The sequence below is a fragment of the Mitsuaria sp. WAJ17 genome (assembly GCF_014174515.1).
Lineage (GTDB): Bacteria > Pseudomonadota > Gammaproteobacteria > Burkholderiales > Burkholderiaceae_C > Roseateles_B.
Window position 1 is genome coordinate 161,555 of sequence record NZ_JACJUG010000006.1, and the last position, 25,205, is coordinate 186,759.

The 25,205-nt window shown below is 68.1% G+C and carries 20 protein-coding genes; 8 read left to right on the forward strand and 12 right to left on the reverse strand.

Going from position 1 to position 25,205, the window contains the following annotated elements; all coding sequences use genetic code 11:
- Window positions 1-198: 198 nt before the first annotated feature.
- Window positions 199-1,035 (forward strand): zinc-dependent peptidase, encoded by an 837-nt coding sequence (locus H5407_RS06930; RefSeq protein ID WP_183103708.1) that lies wholly within the window; start codon window positions 199-201, stop codon window positions 1,033-1,035.
- Window positions 1,036-1,044: 9 nt separating this feature from the next.
- On the opposite strand, the gene H5407_RS06935 is transcribed toward H5407_RS06930, so the two are convergent.
- Entirely contained in the window at window positions 1,045-1,644 is a 600-nt protein-coding gene (locus H5407_RS06935; protein ID WP_183103709.1) for a protein phosphatase CheZ, read from the reverse strand.
- 189 nt (window positions 1,645-1,833) lie between these two features.
- Between H5407_RS06935 and H5407_RS06940 the strand changes: the two genes are divergently transcribed.
- Window positions 1,834-3,546, forward strand: a complete 1,713-nt coding sequence (locus H5407_RS06940; RefSeq protein WP_183103710.1) for a bifunctional diguanylate cyclase/phosphodiesterase — start codon at window positions 1,834-1,836, stop codon at window positions 3,544-3,546.
- Window positions 3,547-3,611: 65 nt separating this feature from the next.
- Here H5407_RS06940 and H5407_RS06945 read toward each other — a convergent pair whose 3' ends face one another.
- On the reverse strand, window positions 3,612-4,289 hold the full coding sequence (locus H5407_RS06945; protein WP_183103711.1) for an HPP family protein: 678 nt from the start codon (window positions 4,287-4,289) through the stop codon (window positions 3,612-3,614).
- Between the two features lie 128 nt (window positions 4,290-4,417).
- Window positions 4,418-4,888 (reverse strand): Lrp/AsnC family transcriptional regulator, encoded by a 471-nt coding sequence (locus H5407_RS06950; RefSeq protein WP_183103712.1) that lies wholly within the window; start codon window positions 4,886-4,888, stop codon window positions 4,418-4,420.
- Window positions 4,889-5,017: 129 nt separating this feature from the next.
- On the opposite strand from H5407_RS06950, the gene H5407_RS06955 reads away from it, so the two are divergent.
- Window positions 5,018-8,629, forward strand: coding sequence for an indolepyruvate ferredoxin oxidoreductase family protein (locus tag H5407_RS06955; protein ID WP_183103713.1), 3,612 nt, complete (start codon window positions 5,018-5,020; stop codon window positions 8,627-8,629).
- 48 nt (window positions 8,630-8,677) lie between these two features.
- Here the strand turns inward: H5407_RS06955 and H5407_RS06960 are convergent, their stop codons facing one another.
- Complete coding sequence (locus tag H5407_RS06960; protein ID WP_183103714.1) at window positions 8,678-10,573, reverse strand: hypothetical protein; 1,896 nt, start codon at window positions 10,571-10,573, stop codon at window positions 8,678-8,680.
- A 297-nt stretch (window positions 10,574-10,870) separates the two neighbouring features.
- Here H5407_RS06960 and H5407_RS06965 point away from each other — a divergent pair, with 297 nt between their 5' ends.
- The 3 genes from H5407_RS06965 (at window position 10,871) to H5407_RS06975 (ending at window position 13,375) form a co-directional block, all read left to right on the forward strand.
- A complete protein-coding gene (locus H5407_RS06965) occupies window positions 10,871-11,794 on the forward strand; it encodes a hypothetical protein (RefSeq protein WP_183103715.1) in 924 nt (307 codons plus the stop codon).
- A gap of 217 nt (window positions 11,795-12,011) precedes the next feature.
- Window positions 12,012-12,578, forward strand: a complete 567-nt coding sequence (locus H5407_RS06970) for a hypothetical protein (protein WP_183103716.1) — start codon at window positions 12,012-12,014, stop codon at window positions 12,576-12,578.
- Window positions 12,579-12,589: 11 nt separating this feature from the next.
- Complete coding sequence (locus H5407_RS06975; RefSeq protein WP_183103717.1) at window positions 12,590-13,375, forward strand: hypothetical protein; 786 nt, start codon at window positions 12,590-12,592, stop codon at window positions 13,373-13,375.
- Between the two features lie 65 nt (window positions 13,376-13,440).
- Here H5407_RS06975 and H5407_RS06980 read toward each other — a convergent pair whose 3' ends face one another.
- The 7 genes from H5407_RS06980 to H5407_RS07010 all read right to left on the reverse strand — a co-directional run bounded on the left by H5407_RS06980 (window position 13,441) and on the right by H5407_RS07010 (window position 21,171).
- Window positions 13,441-14,100 (reverse strand): 2-hydroxychromene-2-carboxylate isomerase, encoded by a 660-nt coding sequence (locus tag H5407_RS06980; RefSeq protein WP_183103718.1) that lies wholly within the window; start codon window positions 14,098-14,100, stop codon window positions 13,441-13,443.
- Between the two features lie 102 nt (window positions 14,101-14,202).
- The gene (locus H5407_RS06985) at window positions 14,203-15,333 is read right to left on the reverse strand and encodes an acyl-CoA dehydrogenase family protein (RefSeq protein WP_183103719.1); all 1,131 of its coding nucleotides are present in this window, start codon (window positions 15,331-15,333) and stop codon (window positions 14,203-14,205) included.
- A gap of 82 nt (window positions 15,334-15,415) precedes the next feature.
- Window positions 15,416-16,084: an SDR family oxidoreductase gene (locus tag H5407_RS06990; protein WP_183103720.1), complete on the reverse strand. Its 669-nt coding sequence runs from the start codon at window positions 16,082-16,084 to the stop codon at window positions 15,416-15,418.
- A 95-nt stretch (window positions 16,085-16,179) separates the two neighbouring features.
- A complete protein-coding gene (locus tag H5407_RS06995) occupies window positions 16,180-17,358 on the reverse strand; it encodes an acetyl-CoA C-acyltransferase (RefSeq protein WP_183103721.1) in 1,179 nt (392 codons plus the stop codon).
- 29 nt (window positions 17,359-17,387) lie between these two features.
- On the reverse strand, window positions 17,388-19,199 hold the full coding sequence (gene aceK / locus H5407_RS07000; protein WP_183103722.1) for a bifunctional isocitrate dehydrogenase kinase/phosphatase: 1,812 nt from the start codon (window positions 19,197-19,199) through the stop codon (window positions 17,388-17,390).
- A 31-nt stretch (window positions 19,200-19,230) separates the two neighbouring features.
- Complete coding sequence (gene can, locus H5407_RS07005; RefSeq protein WP_183103723.1) at window positions 19,231-19,902, reverse strand: carbonate dehydratase; 672 nt, start codon at window positions 19,900-19,902, stop codon at window positions 19,231-19,233.
- Between the two features lie 90 nt (window positions 19,903-19,992).
- Window positions 19,993-21,171, reverse strand: a complete 1,179-nt coding sequence (locus H5407_RS07010; protein ID WP_183103724.1) for an isovaleryl-CoA dehydrogenase — start codon at window positions 21,169-21,171, stop codon at window positions 19,993-19,995.
- 258 nt (window positions 21,172-21,429) lie between these two features.
- On the opposite strand from H5407_RS07010, the gene H5407_RS24655 reads away from it, so the two are divergent.
- Together H5407_RS24655 and H5407_RS07020 are read left to right on the forward strand one after the other, a co-directional pair.
- On the forward strand, window positions 21,430-22,995 hold the full coding sequence (locus tag H5407_RS24655; RefSeq protein WP_183103725.1) for a methyl-accepting chemotaxis protein: 1,566 nt from the start codon (window positions 21,430-21,432) through the stop codon (window positions 22,993-22,995).
- A gap of 159 nt (window positions 22,996-23,154) precedes the next feature.
- Window positions 23,155-24,699: a PAS domain-containing methyl-accepting chemotaxis protein gene (locus H5407_RS07020; protein ID WP_183103726.1), complete on the forward strand. Its 1,545-nt coding sequence runs from the start codon at window positions 23,155-23,157 to the stop codon at window positions 24,697-24,699.
- 35 nt (window positions 24,700-24,734) lie between these two features.
- On the opposite strand, the gene H5407_RS07025 is transcribed toward H5407_RS07020, so the two are convergent.
- The gene (locus H5407_RS07025) at window positions 24,735-25,205 is read right to left on the reverse strand and encodes a DUF1854 domain-containing protein (RefSeq protein ID WP_183103727.1); all 471 of its coding nucleotides are present in this window, start codon (window positions 25,203-25,205) and stop codon (window positions 24,735-24,737) included.

The following is a 25,205-nucleotide window of genomic DNA, read 5'->3' on the forward strand; positions in this document are numbered from 1 at the left end:
ATCACCCCCCTAGTGGAAGCCCCCAAAAACCCGCAGCTGTCACAAAGTGTGGCGACGACGCCGCACATCCCTCCACACATCCCGCCCGCCACCGCCCCGGGATTGCGTGCCGACCCGGACTTGCAGACCCCCGCCGCGCCCCCACCTGCGTCCTTACCCCCGAATCCACGCCCCTTCATGCCACCTCCAGAGGCCCCCATGCCGCTGCTTCTTCTCGGTCTTCTGGCCCTGCTCGCCCTCGGACTGCTCCTGCTGCCCCCCTGGTGGCGCCGTCAACAGCGCCAGCGCCGGATGCAGGCGCCGTTTCCAGCCGCCTGGCGCAGCCTGCTGCGCCGCGAGTGGCCCCTGTACCGCCGGCTGACGCCACCCCAACAGCGCCGGCTGCAGCAACTGGTGCAGGTTTTCGTCGCGGAGAAGCCCGTCATCGGCTGCGGGGGGCTCAAAGTAAGCACCGCCATGAAGGTGCTCATCGCCGCCCAGGCCTGCCTGCCCTTGCTGGGGCATGCACGGGGCGTCTATCCGCAGCTGAGCCAGGTCCTGCTCTACCCGGCGGCCTTTGCGGTGCAACGGGTGCATGATCTCGGCGCCGGCGTGCAGATGGAACGGCGCGAGTGGCTCAGCGGCGAGTCTTGGCAGCAGGGGCAGGTGATCCTGTCCTGGCAGGATGTGCTGGCCGGGGCCCGCGTGGCGGACGATGGGCGCAACGTGGTGATCCACGAGTTTGCGCACCAGCTCGATCAGGCCAATGGCCGCGCCAACGGTGCGCCCCCCCTGGGCAGCCGGCAGGCCCATGAGCACTGGGCGACCGTGATGCAGGGCGAATTCCAGGCTCTCAAGCAGGCGCTTGCCCAGGGCCTGCCCTGCCTGCTGGATCCCTATGCCGCCACGGACGAGGCCGAGTTCTTCGCCGTGGCCAGCGAGAGCTTCTTTGAGCAGGGCGAGTTGATGGCGCAGCGCCACCCCCGCCTCTACGCCCTGCTGGCGGACTACTACGGGCTGCAGCCCCGCCACTGGCAGACGGGTGCGACCAGCTAGGCTGGAGGATCAGAAGCCCAGCGAGGCCAGCAGGTCGTCCACATCGTCCTGCTTCAAGGCCTTGTCGGGCGTCTGCACGCCCTCCAGCGCCGCAATGGAACCGGCCAAATCCTGCTCCGCCGCGACCGGCGGCTCGGAGCTGGCCAGCAGCTGTTGGAGCGGACTCTCCACGCGATCCAGCATGCCGATGACCTTGTTGATCACCTGCCCTGACAGATCCTGGAAGCCTTGGGCCAGCATCAGCTCGGTGTGCAGGGACTGCTCGCGCTCGGCAAAGCCACCGGCTTGACGGGCATAAGCCGCGCAAAGGCGCATCATGGCGCGCGCGCGGTCCACGCTCATGTCCTCGGACGCCGCCAGGCGATCCAGGGCCTCTGCCAGGCCCTGCCCCTTCTTACCCACCTCTGCAGCGTCCTCCTGGGCCTTCTCGACCAGGTTCAGCACCTTGTTGGCCGCCTGCTCCGTCATCTGCTGCACATAGCGCAGGCGCTCGCAAGCATCGGGCAGTTCCTCGACCACCTTGTGCAGCACACGCAGAGCCTCTGTGCTCAGTTCGCTGTGCAAGGCCTGATCGACGGCGGACGCCGGGCGGTTCTGGACTTCTGACATGGCCGTGTAGATGCTGTTCCCTGAAGTGGCGAGCAAGCCATGTGGCCGCCGCATGCGGGCATCGTAGTCGCGCGCACCGTTGCCGCCGCGGCCCCGAAAGCCGCCAATTGCACGACAAATCACACACATCGCCTTTGCGTCGCGGGCGATACTGCGGGCACAGCGGCCAGCACGGACATCCAGCGGTACATGAGTCCCACCCCCCTCGCTTCCGAGCGCCTCCCGCGCGATGCCGGGCCGCTGGATCACGCCCTGAGCGAGCTGCTGGGCCTGGCCCTGGCGCTGGTGGACGAGCAGGGCCGCATCAGCCAGGCCAACGCCGGCTTCGGCATGCTCACCGGCCTGCGCCCGAGCCAGCTGCGAGGCTGCGCGGTCAACAGCCTGCGCTCCCTGCCCGCCCCTTTGCTGGACCAGCTCGCCAAGGCCGCAAGCCAGCCCGACCCCCTGTGGCAGGACGAGCTCAACTGCCCCACGCCGGAGGGCGATCACCGCTACCTGTGGCAGATCCAGCGCCTGCATAGCGCCGGCCCGGCCCGCCGCCAGTTGGTGCTGTGCGGCACCGACCTCGGTCCTGACACCGGCGCCGAGCCCGGCAGCGACGGCCAGGACCTGCAAAACGAGGTGCTGCACACCCTGGTCTACGAGGACGAACTCACCGGTCTGATGAGCCGCTACGCCCTGCGCGAGCGCCTGCTGAGCCTGATCGAGTGCCGCGATGAGTTCGGCCTGCTGGCCATCAAGCCGCGCGACTTCAGCCTGCTGCGCGACAACTTCGGACCCGATGGCGCCGACGAGGTGCTGGTCGCCGCCGCCAGCGCGCTCAAGACCCTGCTGCCCGCGCCGGCCGTGGTGGCCCGCTCGCTGGGTGTCGAGTTCATGGTACTGATGCCCGGGCCCGGCGGCATCGAGGAGATGCAGCGCCTGGGCCGCATGGTGCTGCAGCGCTTCACCCAACCCCTGAGCCTCAAGCGCACGGAGCTGGTGGTGCCGGTCAGCATCGGCATCGCCTGCCATCCCATGCATGGCGCCGAGCTGGAGGAGCTGCTGCGCAATGCCGACACCGCCCTGCACAGCGCCCAGGAGGACGGCGGCCGCACCCAGCGCGTCTATGACCCCCGCATGCAGCAGCGCGCCCGCGAGCGCCTCTGGCTGGACCACCACCTGCGCAAGGCCCTGGAGTTGCAGCAGCTGGAGCTGCACTACCAGCCCAAGCTGGACCTGCGTACCGGGCACTGCCTGGGCGTCGAAGCCCTGCTGCGCTGGCGCCATCCCAAGCGCGGCCTGATCCGCCCGGACCTCTTCATCGCCCGCGCCGAGGACAACGGCCAGATTTCCGCCATCGGCCGCTGGGTCATCGTCAGCGCAGCCTCGCAGGCGGCACAGTGGCGTGCCCAGGGCCTGCCCACGCGCATTGCGGTCAACATCAGCGCCCGCCAGTTCCAGGACGCCGACCTGCTGCGCTGGCTCTCCGAATGCCAGCGTGCCGCCCACGGCCTGCTGGACGTGGAGCTGACCGAAAGCAGCGTCATCGGCGACCAGCAGCGCACGGCGGCCTTCATGCAAGAGTGCCGCGGCCTGGGCTACAAGGTCTACCTGGACGACTTCGGCACCGGCTTCTCTTCACTGGCCATGCTGGCCCGCCTGCCCATCGACGTGATCAAGCTGGACCGCTCCTTCCTCAAGTCCGGCCCAGAGCAGGAGCGCAGCGAGGCGCTGATGAAGTCGGTGGTCAGCGTGGCCAAGGAACTGAGACTGAGCATCGTGGCCGAAGGCGTGGAGACCATCGCGCAGGAGGCCTTCCTGCGTGACATTGGCGTGCAGTCCGCCCAGGGCTGGCTCTATGCCGTGGCCATGCCGGCGCAGGAGTACCCGGCCTGGCTGCAGAGCCGGCAGCGGCGCTGAAAGGCACCGCACCACAGCCCCTTCGCGGGCATCGCAGCCCCAGCATGCCGCGCCGGGGTGCCGGCCTAGCCCCAGAGGTCCAGCGGCGGATCATGGGCGACGGCCTTGAGCAGGTCGCTGCGCGAGACAAAGCCCACCAGGACGCCCGCCTCATCCAGCACGGGCAGCCCCGGCAGGTGCAGGTCCAGCAGCAGACGCGCCAACTGGCGCAAGGGCGTCTGGGGGCTGGCGCAAGGCACCGGGGAGAGCATGTGCTGCTGAACCATCTCGGTCAGCAGGTGCTGCCAATGCCAGGGGTTGGGCAGGTCGGGCGAGCCCATGAGCGAGGGCGGCAGCAGCTCGCCGCGCAGCAGCAGGCCCACGGGGTGCCCGTCCGTCCCCAGCACCGGCGCCTGGCTCAGGCCGCGCTGCTGCAAGGCCTGCCAGGCCTCGTCAATGCTCATCTGCAGGGGCAGGCAGAAGGCGGGGCTGCTCATCACTGCGCGCACCAGGGACAGGGGCTGTTCACGGCTGGGCGCTTCCTCGTACCGGGCGAGCGCTTGACGGACGCCTGCCGGAAGCCCGCCAAAGGGCGCGGAGCCACCGCCCTGCACGCGCTGCAGTGCGGCGCCCGCCACTTCCGCACCACGCCCCACGGCCGCAGCCGCGCGCACCCGCGCGAGGGACTGCACCGCCTCGGAGCGGGCCAGTTGCTCGATATCCCCGCTGATGACCCGCCCTGCCAGACCATAGACCGTGAACATGCAACGCCTCCGGAATTTGCCGACCTGTCGGCGGCTTCGATGGGCCATTGTCCCGGCCGGCCTGGCCGGTGGGAAAGGCAAGGCATCGTACGCGGCAAGGCCTGCTCGCCTGAGCAGGGCGCGCGTGCTCAGCCCACCGGCAGCGCCGTCTCGTACTTCACCTCGCGCAGCACCACATTGCTGCGCACGCTGGCCACGCCCGGCACCTTGAAGACCTTGCTCTGCAGGAACTGGTCATAAGCCTTCATGTCGGGCACGACGACCTTGATCACGTAGTCGGCCTCGCCGGTGATGCCGTGGCATTCGATGATCTCGCGGCTTGTTTGCACCAACTGCTCGAACTGCTCCACCGCGCCCTCGCTGTGCCGCACCAGGCTGACATTGGCCAGCACGCAGATCGAGAGACCCAGCTTCTCGCGGTCCACCAGGACCACATGACGGCGGATCACGCCGCTGTCCTCCAGCTCCTTGACGCGGCGCCACACCGGCGTGGCCGACAGCCCCACCCGCTCCGCCAGGGCCTGGGTGGACAGCCGGGCATCGGCCTGCAGCGCTTCCAGAATCTGGCGCGTGGCCCGATCGAAACGTTCCGACTCCATATTCGTTCTCCTTGAGATGAATTCTCTCACTCGGCCGCTTGACACGGGGAAATGAAGAAACAAACACTGAGCATCCTCGCCAAAAATCTCGCGCAGTTACCCCATAAGAATCCGCGCCAGGAGACACCCATGTCCGAAGCCCTCTCTCAAGCGACGAGCCTCGCCGTGAGCACCACCGAGCCCGCCCTGCGGCCCTACAAGCTCTCGGACAACCTCAGCGCCGCCAGCGGCCAGGTCTTCCTCACAGGCACTCAGGCCCTGGTGCGCCTGCTGCTGGCCCAGAAGGCCCTGGACGAGCGCAACGGCCTGAAGACCGCCGGCTTCGTCTCCGGCTACCGCGGCTCGCCGCTGGGCATGGTCGATCAGCAGCTCTGGAAGGCGAAGAAGTTCCTCGATGCCGCGCAGGTCAACTTCCTGCCCGCCATCAACGAGGACCTGGCCGCCACCGCCTGCCTGGGCGTTCAGCGCGTGGCCCTGGACCCCAAGAGGGTCGTCGATGGTGTCTTCGCGATGTGGTACGGCAAGGGCCCCGGCGTGGACCGCTCGGGCGATGCGCTGAAGCACGGCAATGTCTATGGCAGCTCCACCCAGGGCGGCGTGCTGGTGGTCTGTGGCGACGACCACGGCTGCGTGTCCTCCTCCACCCCACACCAGAGCGACCTGGCCCTGCAGGCCTGGAGCATGCCCATCGTGCATCCCGCCAATGTGGCCGAGTACCTGGAGTTCGGCCTCTACGGCTGGGCGCTGTCGCGCTTCTCAGGCGCCTGGGTGGGCTTCAAGGCCATCTCGGAAGTCGTCGAGTCCGGCATGACGGTGGACCTGGACCGCGTGCCCCTGGACTTCGAACATCCCGTCGATTACGTGGCGCCCACCAACCTGCACATCCGCCAGGTGGACCTGCCCTCTCTGGACCTTGAATCGCGCCTGGCCCACAAGCTGGATGCCGTGCTGGCCTTCGCCAAGCTGAACTCCATCGACAAGCACATCGTCACCAGCCCGCGCGCCACGCTGGGCATCGTGACCGTGGGCAAGGCGCATTACGACTTCATGGAGGTGCTGCGCCGCCTGGACCTGGACCCCAACGCCCTGGCCGCGGCAGGCGTGCGCGTCTACAAGGTCGGCCTTGTCTTCCCGCTGGAGCCCACACGCATGCGCGAGTTCGCGCAAGGCCTGACGGACATGCTGGTGATCGAGGAAAAAGCCCCGGTCGTCGAGCGCCAGATCAAGGAGCTGCTCTACCACCTGCCCGACGCCCAGCGCCCGCGCGTGGTCGGCAAGACCGATGAACACGGGGCCGCCGTGCTCTCGGCCCTCGGCGAGCTGCGGCCCTCGCGCATCATGGCCACGGTGGCCGACTGGCTGGCCCGCCTCAACCCCGCCCTGGACCGCCGCCACCTGGTGGTCGATTTCCTCACGCCCTGTCTGCTTTCCAACGAGGCCGACGGCGTGCGCCGCCAGCCCTACTTCTGCTCGGGCTGCCCGCACAACACCTCGACCAAGCTGCCCGAGGGCTCGCGTGCGCTGGCCGGCATCGGCTGCCACTTCATGGCCAGCTGGATGGAGCGTGGCACCTCCGGCCTCATCCAGATGGGCGCCGAAGGCGTGGACTGGGCCGCGCACAGCCGCTTCACCACCGAGAAGCACGTCTTCCAGAACCTGGGCGACGGCACCTACTACCACTCCGGCTACCTGGCCATCCGCCAGGCCATCGCGGCCCGGGCCAACATCACCTACAAGATCCTCTACAACGATGCCGTGGCCATGACCGGCGGCCAGCCGGTGGACGGCACGACCAGCGTGCCGCAGATCGCGCGCCAGGTGGAGGCCGAGGGCGTGAAGCGCCTGGCCGTGGTGTCCGACGAGCCCGAGAAGTACGTCGGCCACGAGAGCCTCTTCCCGCCCAAGACCACCTTCCATCACCGCGCTGAACTCGACGCCGTGCAGCGCGAGCTGCGGGAGATCGAGGGCGTGACGGTGCTGATCTACGACCAGACCTGTGCCGCCGAGAAGCGCCGCCGCCGCAAGAAGGGCGAGTTCTACGACCCGCCCAAGCGCGTCTTCATCAACGAGGCCGTCTGCGAGGGCTGCGGCGACTGCGGGCAGGCCAGCAACTGCCTCTCCGTCGTGCCCGTCGAGACCGACTGGGGCCGCAAGCGCGCCATCGAGCAGAGCAGCTGCAACAAGGACTTCTCCTGCGTCAACGGCTTCTGCCCGAGCTTTGTCTCGGTGCACGGCGCGCAGCTGAAGAAGAAGGTGGGCTCGGGCTTCACCGCGGCCGACCTGGCCCGCGAGATCGATGCCATCCAGCCGCCCGCCGCCTGGCAGTGGACCGGCCCCTTCGACATGCTGGTGACCGGCGTGGGCGGCACCGGCGTGGTGACCGTGGGCGCGCTGGTCTCCATGGCGGCGCACCTCGAGGGCAAGCAGGCCTCGGTGCTGGACTTCATGGGCTTTGCGCAGAAGGGCGGCTCGGTGCTGTCCTTCGTCCGCGTGGCGCCGACGCAGGACCTGCTCAACCAGGTCCGCATCGACACCCAGCAGGCCGACGTGCTGCTGGCCTGCGACATGGTGGTGGGCGCCTCACCCGACGCCCTGGGCACCGTCAAGCCCGGCCGCACCGTGATCCTGGCCAACACGCACGAGCTGCCGACCGCGGCCTTCGTGCGCAACCCGGATGCCAGCCTGCAGGGTCAGGGCTTGCTCGCGAAGATGCAGCATGCCGTCGGTGGACAGCTTGATTTGCTGGACACGATCGACGCCCAGTCCATCGCGCAGACGCTGATGGGCGACACCATGCCCAGCAACATCATCATGCTGGGCGCCTGCTGGCAGCGCGGGCTGATCCCCGTGAGCTTTGCCGCGCTGATGCGCGCCATCGAGCTCAACGGCGTGGCGGTGGACGGCAACAAGACCGCCTTCGCGCTGGGTCGCCTGGCCATCGCTGCGCCCGAGTCCCTGCGCCGCCTGGCCGGCCAGGCGGACGGCACGCCGGTGCAACTGCTGCTGGGCCAGGACAAGCTCGACGGTGAGGATGGCCTGATCGCCCGCCGCCTGGACTTCCTCACCGAGTACCAGGACGCCGCCTACGCCCAGCGCTACCTGGCGCTGGTCCAGGAGATCCGCCTGGCCGAAGGCCGCCTGGGCGAGCTGGGCCAGGGCGAGCGCCTCTCCAAGGCCGTGGCCCGCTACCTCGCCAAGCTCATGGCCATCAAGGACGAGTACGAGGTCGCCCGCCTCTACACCGACGGCCGCTTCGAGCAGGCCCTGAAGGATCAGTTCCAGTCCTTCGAGCGCCTCTCCTTCCACATGGCCCCGCCCCTTATCTCCAAGCCCGGCGCCGACGGCCGCGCGAAAAAGATCGAGCTGGGCAGTTGGACCTTCTCGGCCCTCAAGCTGCTGGCCCGCTTGAAGGGTCTGCGCGGCGGCTGGCTGGACATCTTCGGCAAGACCGAGGAGCGCCGCATGGAGCGCCAGCTGCTGGCCGACTACGAGCAGCTGCTGCGCCGCGAGATCCTGCCGCTGCTGCAGCCCGGCCTGGAGAAGCCGCGCTACGAGCTGATGCTGGCCCTGGCGCGCCTACCGGAGAAGATCCGGGGCTACGGCCACGTGAAGCTGGCCAATGTGGTGACGGCGCGCGCCCAGTGCAAGGACCTGCTGGACCGGCTGCAGGGCAAGGTGCAGGACGCCTCGCCGATGGCCAGCGCGGCGCCGATCCGGATCAAGGGCGTGGCGGAGTTGTGAGCCCGACGACAGGCGCTTAAGAGCGACTGTCGTCAGTGGCGAAGTGGCTTACAGCTTCAGCGTCCAGCGCCCCGCCAGGGAACTGCCGGGCTGTCCCAGCAGCACCATGCGGCAGTCGCTCACGGCACCCCAGACCTTGCCGCTCTGGCGGGATGCGGCACCGGGTTCCATCAGGTAGCGGCCCTCATCCACATGCAAGACGCCCTCCACCAGACCTGGAATGGCCAGGCCGTCCAGTTGGCCCTCGCTGACTTGCCAATTGAGGGCCTTGTTCTCCAGCAGGCTCAATTTCCAAATGAGCGGAAGCCCAGAGCCCGAGTCTTTGCTCACGCTCACGCTGCCCCGGCGGCCATCGACCCAGTTCTTGTCAGCATAGCCACCAATGTCGAGCATCACGCCTCCTGGGCTTGCGAAGTTTCCGAGTACCAAGTGCCAGTTGTCGTTGCTGGTGCAGTTTGAAGTCCAGTAAGGCAGACCGGACACATAGGACAGCCCCAGCCACACCTGCTGTGCCCCGGTCGCGCCGTCCCGCTCGGAGCGGAACAGCAGGATGCTTCCATTGCGCAGTTGGCTCGCTCGCGCATGGATCACTTCGGTCCCGGACAGCAACTCCAGTTCGTCGCCCACCAGGGTGACCGCGTAGACCTTGCGAAGCGACGCGGGACATTCGTCCACGGACATCCCGGCATCGCCCTGGCACAGGATGAACTGCTTGCTGCCAAACTTCCCCTGTCTGGCATAAGAGCCCAGCAACTGCCCACCCGGGCCGACCGCGGTGCCCAGGATGTTCAGCGTAGCGCCCTCCAGGACGTCCAGCGTGCGGACCGGGTGGCGCAGGCCCAAATACATCTCGCTGCCTGCCTGGGTGTCATGATTGGCAAGCAGCACATCGCTTCTGATGACCAGCGGCATCGCGCGCGTCTGCACGCCCGTGGGCGTCTTGATGTCCCGGTACTCGAACACCGCGCCCGTCAGATCCACCTTGATGTCCACCGCTTGCAACTGATCACCCGTCTGCAAGGACATTCCGCCCCCTCGCCAGTGGATCAAGGCAGCCATGCGCTGCCCCCCAAAGCTGACAACCTGGAAGGCAGGCATCTCACGGCCAGCGGCATCCAGCGCCACCGCATTGTTGTCGGTTCGCAGCTCCCCGGCTGCTTCAACCCACGACCAGACGCCGCTGGCGGCCTGGGGTTCCACAGCGTAAGTCGCCCTCAGCTGCACCGTCGCGCCCTTGGGCACGCGCGCCAGGACCGTTTGCGGCGCCATGCGGGCCGGGCACAGCCCCTCTTCCGAACTCGAGCACTTCAGGTCGAGCAGTTGCATCTTCGGCAGTGGCTGATGCGTCCACGTCACGTCGAGTGCGTCGTCCGGCCCCGCATTGCTCAAGGTGAACGCGTAGTGCTGCACGCGCGTCTCGCCCTGCATCTCCTCCACCGGCGTGCCGGCCGTGACCGCCAGGTCAAAGGAACGCCACCGGCTGCTGTGCCGGCTGCTGGCCACGCTGCCGCCACCGCCCTGCAGGCGGACGTCGATGGGCAGTTCGGCACTCAGTCCCGCCTCCGTCTTCACCGACTGCAACAGGCTCACGCGAGCCCCGGCGCCCAGCTTCGCCACACGCAGGCGACCGTCAGCCTGGCGCTCGCAGCGCACGGCGGCGGAGGCGGATTCGCAATCCCATCGCACCTGGCGCACCCGCGCTTCATCGCTGATGTCGACGAAGGCTTCCGCCACCTCCGCCGGGCCCTCATTGACCAGCCGCCATTCGCGGACCTGCACGCTGCCACTGGGCAGCGATGGCGTTTGCAGCTGCAGGGACAGCTGCTGCGTCGCGTCCACCGACGGGCCGCCGCCTCCGCAGGCGGACAGCAGCCCGCCGATGACCCAGGCGCTGGCAAATGCCAGCCCGGCGCTCGCCCATTGCCCTGCCTTGCTTTCTTGCATGATTCCCCCCAAACGTGTTCTTGCTGTTGAATGCCTGCCGGCATGCCCCGGGTGTTCCCCACGGCACAGTTTCCGGGCCGAACCTGGTTCCGCTGAAGCAGCAGCCCCAGCCTTCTTCCCTCAGGAAGCAAGGGCATGTGACTTGGGCCCGGTTTCCGCTGGCAAGCCTTCCATTTAATGGGCACGGTGAGACGAGGACGCCGCCGCGTGGATGGCGGTACAAGTCCGCGGTCCCTTGAATCGGCGCACCCGGCATGCGGCGCGCCCAGGCTATGCTGCCGGGCGGAAGTCCCCGCCATGCCGCGCACCGCCCACCCCAGCCCTGTTCCGCGCCGGCGTCAGCTGCTGCTGGCGGCCTGCGCTGCCGGCCTGGCGCCAGGCGCGCAGGCGCAGGCACCGCCGCTGATCCGCCACAACATGGCCGACGGCGACGAGTCCATGCCGCCCTACCGACTGCAGGTCCTGCGTCTGCTGCTGGAGCGGACCCAGTCCAGCCACGGGCCCTACGAGCTCCGGGCCGATGCCAGCGCCACCACACAGAGCCGCGCCCTGGCCCAGCTGCGCGCTGGTGACATCGACGTCTGGGCCAGCATGTGCTCGCGCAGCCGCCAGGACGCCGGCCTCAGCATTCCCATCTGCCTGCGCCGCGGCGTCAACGGCGTGCGCCTGCCCGTGGTGCTGGCGGAGCGCCGCAGCGAGTTCGAGGGCCTGCGCCACCAGCTGGCGCTGCGGACCTACCGTTTCGGCCAGGTCAGCCATTGGCCGGACGCCCGGGTGCTGGCCGCCAATGGCTTCAAGCTTGAGGCGGTGCAGACGCTGGAGGCCTTCCCGGCCATGCTGCGCCTGCGTCGCTTCGACATCTTCCTGCTGGCCGCCGACGAGGCCCACGCCATTGTCGAGGCACACCCGGACCTGCGGGTGCTGGACGACTGGTGCCTGGCCTATCCCTCCGTCTACGGCTTCTTCGTCAACGCCCGTCTCCCCGCCCTGGCCATCCGTCTGCGCGAGGGCTGGGCACGATGCCTGGCCGACGGCAGCTTTGCCGCCCTGTTCGATGCGCATCTGGGGCCTCAGATCCAGCGGGCGCAGCTGGGCAAGCGCCTTTGGTTGCGCCTGACCAATCCCGACCTGCCGGAGGGCATGCCCCTGCGCGAGCGCACCCTGTGGCATCCACAGGTCTGGCAGCATCTGCTGGCGCCTGGCCCCTCGCTCAGCCGCTGAGCCACCTCCCCCCCCCCGCAATCCCGGGGCCTGGCGGACCCTACCCTGGAAGAACTGCCAATAGGGTTGCGCCGGATGTCTGCAGGCAAACCCCGAGTTCATCGGCCCGGGCGGCCACCACACTCCGGTTCGCGCGTGCAGAAGTTGTGCGGCATGCGCGTCCATAACAAGCCGGGCCGCAAGGCCTGAACCATCCATCCATCTGTACGAGGCAGATATGCACACGAATCTTCTGAAGTCCACCATCGCCCGCACCCTGGGCGTCGCGGCCGCGCTGTACCTGGGAGCACTGGGCGCCCAGGCCGCCACCGTCAACAACACCTACATCCAGAACTCCGCCACCGAGATCCGCGGCCAACTGGGCGGCTATGCACGGCCCACCGTGTATGTGGACCGCAATGCCTGCGGCGAGGGCATCCCCGGCAATGCCGTGGCCTGCGGCCCCTACACCATCAGCGTGGGCGTGCGCTTCCTGCAGGGCCAGGAGAACAGCTACGGCAACTACGTGGCCAAGTTCATCCTCGCCCACGAGTGGGGCCACAGCATCCAGTTCACCCGTGGCATCTACAAGCAGGCGCCCATGCAGGAACTGCAGGCCGACTGCGTGGCCGGCACCTTCGCCAAGTATGCGCAAACCTCTCTGGGCTATCCGGCCTTCATCGAGTCGGCCGTGCGCTCGGCCCGTGCCGCGGCGGACTACTCGACCCACGGCTCGCCCTCGCAGCGTGACTACTACTCGCGCTACGGCTACGCCAACGGCCTGGGCCGCTGCCTGAGCCTGTAAGGAGCCTGGTCATGAGCCCCAAGCATCTGGGCCTGGCGGCCCTGGTGGTCACCGGTCTCACGCTGGCCGGCTGGCACTGGCTGGACGAGCGCGAGGCGGCTCGCGCCGAGGAGGCGCAGGCCCGCGCCAAGGCCGAGGCGGCCCAGCGCAATGCGGGGCTCAACACCGGCCTGGCCGACTTGTTCCGCCCACTGCCAGCCAGCGGCGCCCAGGCGCCGGGCACCGGCGCCAACGGGCAGCAGGTCTGGCTGGCCGCGGGTCAGGGCGGCTCGCCGAGCACCGTGCCCGGCATGCCGCCCCCCGACATCCAGGTCGAGACCCCGCAGCAACGTGCTGAAGCCGAAACCCTGCGCAAGCTGGGCTATCACATCGACCAGCGCTACTACCTGATGAGCCTGGCCGAGCTGCGTCAGGCCGCCAACGGCGGTGACCGGCAGGCGCTCACGCACCTGGCCGAACGCTACCTCTTCGCCCTGGACGGCAAGCCGCAGGACCCTGAGCACGAGCCCGGCTACCCCTACCGCGAGGCCGCGCGCGAAGCGCTGCGCCAGGCCTATGTGCGTGGGAACCTGCATGCGGCGGCCATCATCTCGGAGTCCTATCTGCTGGAGAAGCGCCCCCTGGACGCAGCGGCCTGGAACCTGGTTGCCCGGCGCGCGGGCGACACGCTCAGCGCCGACTGGTTCATCGGCACCAAGGACTACCAGCAGCTGAACGAGTCCCAGCGCAGCGAGGCGGGCCGCATGGCGGAAAACCTCTGGGCCGATCTGGAGGCCCGCCGGCAGGCCAAGGGCTGAGCGCCCCCTCGCCTCTCCGGACGGCAGCCCTCGCGGCTGCCGTTTTCCGTTTCGCGGGCCGGCACTCAGAGCCTGGTGAAGGGACCGCTGGCCAGCCAGCGCTCGATCTGGGGCTGGCGGTCGTTGCCCCAGAAGGGCTCGCCGTCGATGAGGAAGAAGGGCGCGCCGAACACGCCCGCAGCCACGGCGGCCTCGTTCACCGCACGCAGGCGCTGCTTCCAGTGATCGTCCTGCCAAGCAGCCTCGGCGGCCTCTGCGTCCAGGCCCAGCTCTTTCGCCAGGCCCCTGAGCTGGGCGGCGTCGCTCAGCACCACACCGCGGGTGAAGTAGGCCCGCAGGCCCGCCCGAGCGAAGCTCACCGCCTGCAGCGCGCCCTGCGTGTCATGCAGCCACCAGAAGACGCGCGCCGCGTGCTGCGTGGCAATGGGAAAGTGCTCGGGCTGACGATAGGGCAGCCCGGCGAAATGCGCCGAGCGCTCGAAGTCCCGCAGCGCGTAATCGCGTTTGATGGGATGGGCCACAAGTGGCTTCAGCTCGGCCGCCTGGAAGGTCACGCCCAGCAGGATGGCGTGCCACTGCACGGTGCGGCCATGGCGAGCGGCGACGGCATCGATCCACTCCGAGGCGATGTACGAGTACGGCGAGGAGAAGTCGAAGTAGAACTGGATGGGCGGGCGGACCGGGGCAGCACGGCCCGCAAGACCCGCAAAAGGCGATTCACTCATGCCTCGACCTTAGGGCATTTCCCTCGCACGCGCAGCCCGGACTTTCGCTCCCAGGGCGCACTGCAGGCTTGATCAGGCCTGCAGGGGCGCATGGGGCGATCCTCAGACCAGGGCGCGCCCGATCAGGATCTTCTGGACCTCGGAGGTGCCCTCGTAGATCTGGGTGACACGGACGTCGCGGTAGATTCGTTCGACAGGGAAGTCGCTCACATAGCCGTAGCCCCCGTGGATCTGGATGGCCGCCGAGCAGACGCGCTCCGCCATCTCGGAGGCGAAGAGCTTGGCCATGGCCGCTTCCTTGAGGCAGGGCTGACCGGCGTCCTTGAGGCTGGCGGCATGCCAGATCAGCTGGCGCGCTGCCTCGATCTGCGTGGCCATGTCGGCCAGCTTGTGCTGCATGGCCTGGTGCTCGAAGATGGGCACGCCGAAGGCCACGCGCTCCTTGCTGTACTTCAGCGCCGCCTCGAAGGCCGCGCGAGCCATGCCCACACTCTGGCTAGCGATGCCGATGCGGCCGCCCTCCAGGCCCGACAGCGCGATCTTCAGCCCCTGCCCTTCCTCGCCCAGCCGGTAGCGCGCGGGGATGCGGCAGTTCTCGAACAGGATCTGGGCGGTGTCGCTGGCATGCTGGCCCATCTTGTCCTCGATGCGGGCCACGGTATAGCCCGGCGTCTTCGTGGGGACCAGGAAGGCGCTGATGCCCTTCTTGCCCGCCGCCTTGTCGGTGACCGCCATCACGATGGCCACGTCACCATTCTTGCCGCTGGTGATGAACTGCTTGACGCCGTTGAGCACATAGTCGTCGCCGTCGCGCACGGCCGTGGTCTTGAGGCCGCCGGCCTCGGAGCCCACATGCGGCTCGGTGAGGCAGAAGGCGCCCAGCATGTCGCCGCGGGCCAGAGGCTTGAGGAACTCCTGCTTCTGCGCCTCGTCGGCGAAGGCCATCAGGATGGAGCACACCGGGCAGTTGTTGACGCTGACCACGGTGGAGGTGGCGCCGTCGCCCGCGCCGATCTCCTCCAGGATGATGGCCAGGGCCAGGTAGTCCAGGCCCGCGCCGTCGTACTCGGTGGGCACGGCCACGCCGTAGCAGCCCAGCGCGGCCAGGCCCTTCAGCTCCTCGGCAGGGAAGTGGTGGCTCTTGTCCCACTCGGCCGCCTTGGGCGCGATCTGGTCCTGGACAAAGGCGCGCACGGCGTCCTGCACGGCGCGATGGTCTTCACTGAGCAGCATGAGAGGGGTACTCCGGGGGACGGGGAAATCGGGGGGATCCGCGGATCAGCGTGGATCGAGGAAGGGGCGCCTCGTGAGCGCCTCACCAGGCCAGAGGCTGGCCGTCGTAGCTGAAGAAGCCGCCATTGTCGGACGGCTGCAGCCGGGCCAGCAAGGCGCGCATGCCGGCAATGCTGGGAGCAGCATCGATGTCGGCGTCGGCGCCGCCCATATCGGTGCGCACCCAGCCGGGATGCAGGCTCACACAAATGGCACGACCGGCGACCTCGAGGGCGGTGTCCCGCATCACCGAGTTCAGCGCGGCCTTGGAGGCGCGGTAGAGCCAGCCATGGCTGTTCACGCGCAGGGCGAGCGAGCCCATGACGGACGAGATCATCGCCACCCGCGCCTGCGGTGCCAGGTTGTCCAGCAGTTGCGGCAGCAGACGCATGGGGCCCAGCACATTGGTGTGCATGACCTGGTTGAAGCTGGCTTCGGACGGAGTCACCAGACCGTCCGTGCGTTCGCCGAAGACGCCGGCGTTGAGCACGACCTCGTCAAAGGCCTCGCCATCGATCTGCCAGGCCAGCCCGGCACAGCTGGCCACATTCGCCACGTCCAGGCGCAGGGGCTTGGCGCCCAGGGCCTGGATCGCAGCAAGGCCTTCATCGCTGCGGGCCGTGGCCACGACACGGTCGCCCGCCTCGCGGTACTGGCGCACGAACTCCAGGCCCAGGCCGCGGGAAGCGCCAATGATCAAGACATGCTTCATGGATGTCACCTCGGAGGCGTCAAAAAGGAAGGCGCGGTCCGGATCCAAGCCGGTGGCCGCGCCTCTTGGGGTCGGGCAAGACCCGACCCTCAGTTTCAGATCAGCTCGACGCCCACGGCCGTGGCCTCGCCACCGCCGATGCACAGCGAAGCCACGCCGCGCTTCAGGCCGCGGTGCTTCAGCGCGCCCAGCAGGGTCACGAGGATGCGGGCCCCCGAGGCGCCGATGGGGTGGCCCAGGGCCACGGCACCGCCGTTGACGTTGACGATCTCGTGCGGCAGCTTGAACTCGGCCATGGCGGCCATGGTCACGGCGGCGAAGGCCTCGTTCACTTCCCAGAGGTCCACGCTCTTGGCGTCCCAGCCGTTCTTGGCCAGCAGCTTCTGGATGGCGCCGACCGGGGCCGTCGTGAACCATTCGGGCGCATTGGCATGCACGGCCGTGCCCACGATGCGGGCGACGGGCGTCAGGCCCATCTTGGCGGCGGTGCTCTCGCGCATCAGCACCAGGGCGGCGGCGCCGTCGGAGATGCTGGAGGAGGTGGCGGCGGTGATGGTGCCGTCCTTCTTGAAGGCGGGCTTCAGGCCGGGGATCTTGTCCAGCTTGGCCTTGAAGGGCTGCTCGTCGCGGCTGATGACCACGTCACCGGCCTTGCCGGCCAGGGTCACGGGGGCCATTTCCCAGGCGAAGCTGCCGTCCTCGTTGGCCTTCTTGGAGCGCTCGGTGGAGGCGATGGCGAACTGGTCCTGGGCCTCGCGGCTGAAGGCGTACTTGCTGACGCACTGCTCGGCGAACACGCCCATGGCCTTGCCGCGCTCGTAGGCGTCTTCCAGGCCGTCCAGGGCCATGTGGTCGTACATCTGCGTGGCACCGTACTTCACGCCCTTGCGCGCGAACATCAGGTGAGGGGCATTGGTCATGGATTCCATGCCGCCGGCGATGAGGATGTCGGCGCTCTCGGCCTTCAGCGTGTCGTGCGCGAACATGACGGCGCGCATGCCGGCGCCGCACATCTTGGACAGGGTCACGGCACCGACGGACTGCGGCAGGCCGGCCTTCAGCACGGCCTGGCGGGCGGGGGCCTGGCCCTGGCCGGCCATCAGGCAGTTGCCCATGAAGGCTTCCTGGATGGCATCGGCGGGCACGCCGGCGCGCTCCACGGCCGCCTTGATGGCCACGGCGCCCAGCTCCCAGCCGGCGAGGTTGGAGAAGTCACCCAGCAGCCCACCGATGGGCGTGCGGGCGGCGGAGACGATGACGATGGAGTCGGACATGAAGGCTCTCCTGGAATGGACTCAATGAGTTATTGAATGGGCAGCTCGCGGTCCAGCGGTTCAGCCGGCGTGGCCAGGATCGCTGCGTTCGTGGGCTGGGCGTGGAAGCGCTTGTGCGCATCGTAGGGAAAGACGTCGTGCACGTGCCCGGCAAGGATGCGTTCCTTGTGGCCCTGCCAGAATTCGGCATCGAGCAGGTCGGCGTGGTGGCGCATGAAGAGCTCGCGCACGCCGGGATGGCCCAGCAGGAAAGGACCGAAGGTCTCGGGGAAGACGTCGCGCGGGCCGACGGCATACCAGACCTCGCCGGACAACTCCTCCTCCTCCGTGCGCGGCGTAGGCACCTTGCGGAAGCTGCAGTCGGTCAGGTATTCGATCTCGTCGTAGTCGTAGAACACCACCTTGCCGTGGCGGGTCACGCCGAAGTTCTTCCAGAGCATGTCGCCGGGGAAGATGTTGGCGGCCACCAGATCCTTGATGGCGTTGCCGTACTCGACCACGGCATGCTCCAGCTGCGCAGGCGTGGCCTCCTGGATGTAGATGTTCAGCGGCACCATGCGGCGCTCGATGTAGACGTGCTTGAGGATGAGGTCGTCGCCCTTCTCCTCGACAAGGCTGGGGCAGAACGTCTTGAGCTCGCGGATCAGCTCTTCCTCGAAGCGGTAGCGCGGGAAGGCGACGTTGCTGTACTCCAGGGTATCGGCCATGCGTCCCACGCGGTCGTGCTGCTTCACGAGCAGGTACTTGCTCTGGATGAGCTCGCGCGTGGTCTCCTTCTGCGGCGGGAAGTAGTCCTTGATCAGCTTGAAGACGAAGGGGTAGCTGGGCAGGTCGAAGACCAGCATCACCATGCCCTTGATGCCGGGGGCGATGCGGAACTTGTCGCTGGAGTGGCGCAGGTGGTTGAGGAAGTCGCGGTAGAACAGGTTCTTGCCGTGCTTCTGCAGGCCGATGGCGCTGTAGAGTTCCGCCCTCGGCTTGCGTGGCATCAGGGAGCGCAGGAACTGCACGTAGGCGCTGGGCACCTCCATGTCGACCATGAAGTAGGCGCGGGCAAAGCTGAAGAGCATCAGCAGGTCGTCCTCGCCGAAAAGGGCCGCATCAATCTCCAGCAAGCCGCGCCCGTTGTGCAGGATGGGCAGCGCGAAGGGCGTCTCCGTGAAGCCGTTGATGATCTTGCCGACCAGGTAGGCGCCCTTGTTCCGGTAGAACAGGCTGGACAGCACCTGGATCTGGAAATTGGTACGCCAGCGGAAGAGGCCCAGCTCGCGCTGCACGGCGCCCAGCACGTGGTCGATGTCGCGGCCCAGGTCCTCGAAGTCTCGCGCCAGCTGGAAGTTGTGGACGATGCGGATCATCGTCTCCCGCAGCGTCTCGCGCGTGGGGTAGTAGCAGCGGAAGGTGGGCGTGGCGGCAGGCTCCTCGTTCTCGATGTATTCGGTCGAGACGGCGGGCCGCACGAAGATGAAGTCGTTGTGGAAGTAGGCGTGGTGCAGGATGCGCGTGCAGGCCGAGTTGAAGAAGGTCTCGGCCAGTTCCGGCTGCAGGTGGTTGGTCAGCAGCCCGATGTAGTGCAGCTTGACCTGCTGCCAAACGGCCATGGGCAGACGACTGACCTGGAACTGCTTCTCGAGCAGTTCCACGCCCTCGTCCACCCGCTTGTCATAGAACTCGATGCGCTGCGCCTGCGCCCGCTGCTGCCCATGCCAGTCCGCCCGCTCGAAGCGATGCTTGGCCTCGGCCGAGGTGGCACGGAAGAGCCGGTAGTGCTTGTTGAAGCCGCCCAGCAGGGCCTGCGCGATCTGGTGGGCGCGAGAGTCGGTGAGCTGCTGGGGAAACATGGCGGGCGTGCGAGGGGCTGCGGAAAAGCGCTCAGCTTACGCGGGCCGCTTCGTAGCGCTTCTTGACCGCGCTCAAGGCCTGCTGGAAGGCCGGGGCCAGCTGCTCGGGAGCGCCCACGGTGATGCGCAGATCCTCCAGCAGTCCATTGTGCAAGCCGTAGACCCAGCCGTGCACCACGATCTCCTGGCCACGCGCCCAGGCGTCCTGCAAGACGGTGGTCTGGCAGGCATTGCGGGCCTGCTCCAGCACATTGAGTTCGCACAGGGCGTTGACGCGCTGGCGCTCGTCCAGGGTCTCCAGCCACTCCATGTGGTGGTTGCGCACGTCCTGGACATGGCGCAGCCAGTTATCGACCAGGCCCACGCGCTGATCCAGCAACGCGGCCTTGACGCCGCCGCAGTTGGAGTGGCCCACCACGATGACGTGCTTGACCTTCAGCGCGTCCACCGCAAACTGCATGACCGAGAGGCAGTTGAGATCCGAGTGCACCACGACGTTCGCCACGTTGCGATGCACGAAGAGCTCGCCAGGCAGCAGGTTGACCAGCTCATTGGCCGGCACGCGGCTGTCGGCACAGCCGATCCAGAGGTACTCAGGCGTCTGCTGCTTCAGAAGGCGGGAGAAGAAGCCGGGTTCGCGCGACTCGGTGTCGGAGGCCCAGCGCTTGTTGCTGTCCAGCAGTTCTTGCAGTTCGGTGCTCATGGCTGCATTGTCGAATCGTGGGGCGGAGCAGCCCTGCCCGTTGGGCAAGGCTGACTTCGTTCCGGGGGCTTGTCAGCCCCCGGCGCGGCTTCACATCGTCTCGGCAAACAGCTCGCGACCAATCAGCATGCGGCGGATTTCCGAGGTGCCGGCGCCGATCTCGTACAGCTTGGCATCGCGCCACAGGCGGCCCAGCGGGTACTCGTTGATGTAGCCGTTGCCACCGAAGATCTGCACGCCCTCGCCCGCCATCCAGGTGGCCTTCTCGGCGGTCCAGAGGATCACCGAGGCGCAGTCCTTGCGGACCTGGCGCACGTGGTCCGTGCCCAGCATGTCCAGGTTCTTGGCCACGGTGTAGGCAAAGGAGCGGGCGGCCTGCAGCACGGTGTACATGTCGGCGACCTTGCCCTGGATGAGCTGGAACTCGCCGATGCTCTGGCCGAACTGCTTGCGGTCGTGGATGTACGGGATCACGTTGTCCATCACGGACTGCATGATGCCCAGGGGGCCGCCGGTCAGCACGGCGCGCTCGTAGTCAAGGCCAGACATCAGCACCCGGGCGCCGCTGTTGACGGCACCCAGCACGTTCTCGGCCGGCACCTCCACGTTCTCGAAGACCAGCTCGCCGGTGTGGCTGCCGCGCATGCCCAGCTTGTCCAGCTTCTGGGCGATGGAGAAGCCCTTCATGCCCTTCTCGATCAGGAAGGCCGTGACGCCGCGGGCACCCAGCTCGGGCTCGGTCTTGGCGTAGACCACCAGCGTGTCGGCGTCGGGGCCGTTGGTGATCCACATCTTGGTGCCATTGAGCAGGTAGTAGCCGCCCTTGTCCTCCGCCTTGAGCTTCATGCTGATGACGTCGGAGCCGGCGCCCGGCTCGCTCATGGCCAGCGCGCCCACGTGCTCACCGCTGATCAGTTTGGGCAGGTACTTCTGCTTCTGGGCCTCGTTGCCGTTGCGGTTGATCTGGTTGACGCACAGATTGCTGTGCGCGCCATAAGACAGGCCCACCGAAGCGCTGGCACGGCTGATCTCCTCCATCGCGACCATATGGGCCAGGTAGCCCATATTGGCGCCGCCGTATTGTTCCGGCACGGTGATGCCCAGCACGCCCAGTTCGCCCATCTTGCGCCACAGGTCCATGGGGAACTGGTCCTTGTGGTCAATCTCGGCGGCTCGCGGGGCGATCTCGGCCTGCGCAAAGTCGCGCACGGCGTCGCGCAGCGCGTCGATGTCTTCACCAAGTTGGAAATTCAGGCCGGGCAGGTTCATCTCAGTCTCCGAGGCAAGTTGTCGAACGCCTGCGCGCCAGGCTACAGGGCGCGTCCAGGCCGGCGCCCAGCATCATCGGCGCCGGGAGCCAATTTACGTTTACGTAAACGTCAATTCTAGCCGGGCTGTGCATTTCGTCGCAGCCCTGACGATGCAACCGTTCTCAATATTTCAAGCAAGTACGAAAGTAGCTCACACTTATTCGACCGCTCGGTAGAACGCCGCACTCGATGGCAAGAAGCGGACAGGAGACGAGACATGCTGAACCAATGGTCTTTCCGGCGTCGCATCGCCCTGCTCACCCTCAGCGCCATGCTGGGTGTGTTGGTGCTGCTGGCACTCACCACCTACCAGACCTATCTGGAGATCAAGGGCAGCCGCCGCGAGATGCTGCAGACCGCGGTGCAGTCCATCCATCAGATCGTCGATAACTACCGCCAGCAGGCTGCCAGCGGCAAGATGAGCCAGGAAGCCGCTCAGGCCATTGCCCGGGAGGTAATCCGCAGCGGCCGCTACGGCGGCGCCGACGGCAAGACCGAGTACTTCTACGCCTGGACCCTGGACGGCGTCAGCGTGATGCACCCCCTCAAGCCGGACTGGGTCGGCCAGAACATGGTGGGCAAGGTCAAGGACGGCGCCGGCAACGACATCATCCAGCAGCTGATGGACGGCATTCGGTCCAGCCGCGACGGCCGTGCCTACGTGCTGACCCACTTCCCCCGCCCCGGCAAGACTGCGCCGGTGCCCAAGCTCCAGCTGGTGATGGCGATCCCGGAATGGAACTGGATGGTCGGCTCCGGCCTCTACCTGGACGACGTCACGGCCCAGGTCTGGGACGCAGCCCTGGGCCGCCTGGGGCTGGGCGTGCTGGTCCTGGCCGGCGTCGGCCTTGTCGGCTGGACCATCACCCGCAGCGTGCTGCAGCAGCTGGGCGGCGAGCCCAGCGTGGCCATCGCCGCCATGCGAGCCGTGGCGGAGGGCGACCTGCGCATCACCCCGGGAACGGCCGCCGACGCCAGCCTGATCGGCCAGATGCAGGACATGGTGCAGGCGCTCAATCGCACCATGGCCCAGTTGCGCGCCGCGGGCGACTCCATCAACACGGCGGCGGGCGAGATTGCCCAGGGCAACCACGATCTCTCCGCCCGCACCGAGCAGACAGCCTCCAACCTGGAGCAGACCGCCAGCTCCATGGAGGAGATGAACGGCGCCGTCAGCCAGTCCGCCGACACGGCGCGCCAGGCCAACCAACTGGCCGTCTCGGCCGCGCAGGCCGCCCAGCGCGGGGGCCTGGTGGTGGACCAGGTGACGCAGAGCATGCAGCGCATCACCGACAGCTCACGCAAGATCGGCGACATCATCGGCGTGATCGACGGCATCGCCTTCCAGACCAATATCCTGGCGCTGAACGCCGCCGTGGAAGCCGCCCGCGCGGGCGAGCAGGGCCGTGGCTTCGCGGTGGTCGCAGGCGAGGTGCGCTCCCTGGCGCAGCGCAGCGCCGAGGCCGCACGCGAGATCAAGACCCTCATCGGCACCTCCATGGGCAATGTCGAGCAGGGTGCGGAGCTGGTGCAGCAGACCGGGCAGGCCATGCAGGACATCACGGCCAGCGTCAGCCGCGTCTCCGACCTGATCGGTGAGATCGCCGCGGCCTCCGCCGAACAGCGCGACGGCATCCAGCAGGTCAATCAGGCGGTCGCCCAACTGGACCAGATGACGCAGCAGAACGCCGCGCTGGTCGAGGAGTCGGCGGCGGCGGCGCAGTCCATGCGAGAGCAGGCGCACCAGCTGTCCGAGTCGATCGCATCCTTCCGGCTGGACTGAGTCAGGCCACCCGCCGGGCATGCCCCGGCGCCGGCCGGCCAAGCGTGACCTGCGCCACAGCACGGCGCGGCGTGGCCTCGACAGGGCCCGGGAAACTTGCACCAGATCATGGAGTGCGCGCAGGGCGCTGCCTAGCATGGGGCCTTCCAAGGAAGTCCCATGCGCCAGAACCTGCCTGTCACGCAGCAAGCCCACGAGATCCCGCACGATGCCACCCTGATGTCGGTGACGGACCCCCAGGGACGCATCACCTACGCCAACGCCGCCTTCAGCGAGGCCAGCGGGTTCCGCATCGAAGAGTTGCTGGGCCAGCCCCACAACCTGGTCCGCCACCCCGACATGCCCCCCGAGGCCTTCGACGACCTCTGGCGCAGCCTCAAGGCAGGCCAGGCCTGGACGGGCATCGTCAAGAACCGCCGCAAGAACGGCGACCACTACTGGGTCAAGGCCAATGTCACGCCCCTGCATCGCGAGGGGCGGCTGCTGGGCTATGTGTCGGTTCGCACCCGGCCGCAGGCGGGCGAGGTACAGGCTGCCGAGCAGCTCTACGGCGCGCTGCGCAAGGGCGGCGCCAAGACGCCGCGCCTGCACCAGGGCTGGGTGCTGCCGCGCGCGCGCCTCAGCCCCGCGGCCCTGGCCCATACCCTGCCCTGGCGTGCCCGCTGCACCCTGCCCTTGGCCCTGCTGTGGCTGGGCAGCCTCGCAGGGGCCGCGCTGGCCGGCCTGGGCGGCCCGGCCCTGCTGATGCTGGCCCTGGGCAGCGGCCTGATGACCGTTCTGGCCCTGGCCTGGCAGGAGTGGCAGCTGGTTCGCCCCGTGCTGCGGCTCAATGAGCACGTCCAGGCCCTGGCCTCCGGACGGATCGAGGAAGTCCGCCAGCCCGCGCGCAGCGATGCCCTGGGCAAGGCCCTGCGCGCACTCAACCAGGTCGGCTTGAACCTGAAGGCCCTGAGCGGCGACGTCCAGCACCAGACCCTAGGCATGGATGCGGCGAGCCACGAGATGCGCCTGGGCCACCAGGACCTGCATGCGCGCACCGAAGAGGCCGCCGCCCAGTTGCAGCAGACAGCCGCCTCCATGGACCAGCTGAGCGCCGCGGTCAGCGCCAACGCGGCCTCCGCGGCGCGGGCGGCCCAGCTGATCGCCGAGGCCCGCGAGAACGCTCGGCTGGGCGGCGAGCAGATGGACACCATGGTGAAGACCATGAACGGCATCAGCGAATCCAGCCGGCGCATCGCACCCATCATCGGCCTGATCGACAGCATCGCCTTCCAGACCAATATCCTGGCCCTCAACGCCGCCGTCGAGGCTGCCCGCGCTGGCGAGCAGGGCCGCGGCTTCGCGGTCGTGGCCAGCGAGGTGCGGGTGCTGGCCCAGCGCGCGGGCGAGGCGGCCCGAGAGATTCGCAGCATGATCGCGAGCAGCACCGAGCAGGTCAGTGCCGGTGCCCATGTAGTCACCGAGGCCGGTCAGACCATGCAGGGCATCGTCGAGGAAGTGAAGGACCTCGCGGCCCTGATCGCCGGCATCAGCCTCTCCACACGGGAGCAAGCGCAGGGCCTGGCCCAGATCAGCCAGGCCGTGGCCCAGCTGGACCACATGACGGGCCAGAACGCGGACCTGGTGCAGCAGTCGGTGACGGCCTCGGGCGAGCTGAAGGAGCGCACCGAGCGGCTCAGCGCCGCAGCGCGCGTGTTCTGCTGAAGAGCAAGCGCGCCCGCCGCGCGCTCAGAGCCTGATCAGAGAAAGCGCTCCAGCAGCTTGCGCGAATGCCGGTCCAGTGCGAAGCGGTCCGGCACCAGGAACTGCAGGCCGTGGCTGCTGGTGACCAGCAGCTTGCCCTCGCCCAGGCGGCGGATGTCCTCTTCGGTCTTGAGGATGAACTGGGCCTCGCCGCGCTCGGTCTTCACCGTCCACTGGCTGGGCGTGGAGAAGGTGCTCACGGCCAGCAGGGCCTGCACCGTGGGCATGAATTCGCGCACCTCGAATTCAGCCTCCAGCAGCGCGCGGTCGGCGCTCGGCAGGGCCGAGAGGTGCGGGATCCAGGCCAGCTCGTGGCCGTCCTGCCCCACGAGGGAGATGCCCTCGTCGGGCGCAGAGATGGGGTGGGCGCGCACGGGCGTCACGCTGCCGTGGAACTGGCCCTCGGTGTCAATCAGGTCGATGCGGCCGAAGGCATTGCGCGAGAGGCGCTGGTAGGGGGTCGTCAT

What these genes read in the sequence shown, in the direction of transcription:
- H5407_RS06950 (WP_183103712.1), bottom strand. Translation starts at nt 4,888, where the DNA reads ATGGAGTCGGAACGTTTCGATCGGGCCACGCGCCAGATTCTGGAAGCG.
- H5407_RS06940 (WP_183103710.1), top strand. Translation starts at nt 1,834, where the DNA reads ATGAGTCCCACCCCCCTCGCTTCCGAGCGCCTCCCGCGCGATGCCGGG.
- H5407_RS06935 (WP_183103709.1), bottom strand. Translation starts at nt 1,644, where the DNA reads ATGTCAGAAGTCCAGAACCGCCCGGCGTCCGCCGTCGATCAGGCCTTG.
- H5407_RS24655 (WP_183103725.1), top strand. Translation starts at nt 21,430, where the DNA reads ATGCTGAACCAATGGTCTTTCCGGCGTCGCATCGCCCTGCTCACCCTC.
- H5407_RS07020 (WP_183103726.1), top strand. Translation starts at nt 23,155, where the DNA reads ATGCGCCAGAACCTGCCTGTCACGCAGCAAGCCCACGAGATCCCGCAC.
- H5407_RS07010 (WP_183103724.1), bottom strand. Translation starts at nt 21,171, where the DNA reads ATGAACCTGCCCGGCCTGAATTTCCAACTTGGTGAAGACATCGACGCG.
- H5407_RS06945 (WP_183103711.1), bottom strand. Translation starts at nt 4,289, where the DNA reads ATGTTCACGGTCTATGGTCTGGCAGGGCGGGTCATCAGCGGGGATATC.
- H5407_RS06960 (WP_183103714.1), bottom strand. Translation starts at nt 10,573, where the DNA reads ATGCAAGAAAGCAAGGCAGGGCAATGGGCGAGCGCCGGGCTGGCATTT.
- H5407_RS06955 (WP_183103713.1), top strand. Translation starts at nt 5,018, where the DNA reads ATGTCCGAAGCCCTCTCTCAAGCGACGAGCCTCGCCGTGAGCACCACC.
- H5407_RS06930 (WP_183103708.1), top strand. Translation starts at nt 199, where the DNA reads ATGCCGCTGCTTCTTCTCGGTCTTCTGGCCCTGCTCGCCCTCGGACTG.
- H5407_RS06980 (WP_183103718.1), bottom strand. Translation starts at nt 14,100, where the DNA reads ATGAGTGAATCGCCTTTTGCGGGTCTTGCGGGCCGTGCTGCCCCGGTC.
- H5407_RS06990 (WP_183103720.1), bottom strand. Translation starts at nt 16,084, where the DNA reads ATGAAGCATGTCTTGATCATTGGCGCTTCCCGCGGCCTGGGCCTGGAG.
- H5407_RS06965 (WP_183103715.1), top strand. Translation starts at nt 10,871, where the DNA reads ATGCCGCGCACCGCCCACCCCAGCCCTGTTCCGCGCCGGCGTCAGCTG.
- H5407_RS07025 (WP_183103727.1), bottom strand. Translation starts at nt 25,205, where the DNA reads ATGACGACCCCCTACCAGCGCCTCTCGCGCAATGCCTTCGGCCGCATC.
- H5407_RS06995 (WP_183103721.1), bottom strand. Translation starts at nt 17,358, where the DNA reads ATGTCCGACTCCATCGTCATCGTCTCCGCCGCCCGCACGCCCATCGGT.
- H5407_RS06970 (WP_183103716.1), top strand. Translation starts at nt 12,012, where the DNA reads ATGCACACGAATCTTCTGAAGTCCACCATCGCCCGCACCCTGGGCGTC.
- can (WP_183103723.1), bottom strand. Translation starts at nt 19,902, where the DNA reads ATGAGCACCGAACTGCAAGAACTGCTGGACAGCAACAAGCGCTGGGCC.
- H5407_RS06985 (WP_183103719.1), bottom strand. Translation starts at nt 15,333, where the DNA reads ATGCTGCTCAGTGAAGACCATCGCGCCGTGCAGGACGCCGTGCGCGCC.
- H5407_RS06975 (WP_183103717.1), top strand. Translation starts at nt 12,590, where the DNA reads ATGAGCCCCAAGCATCTGGGCCTGGCGGCCCTGGTGGTCACCGGTCTC.
- aceK (WP_183103722.1), bottom strand. Translation starts at nt 19,199, where the DNA reads ATGTTTCCCCAGCAGCTCACCGACTCTCGCGCCCACCAGATCGCGCAG.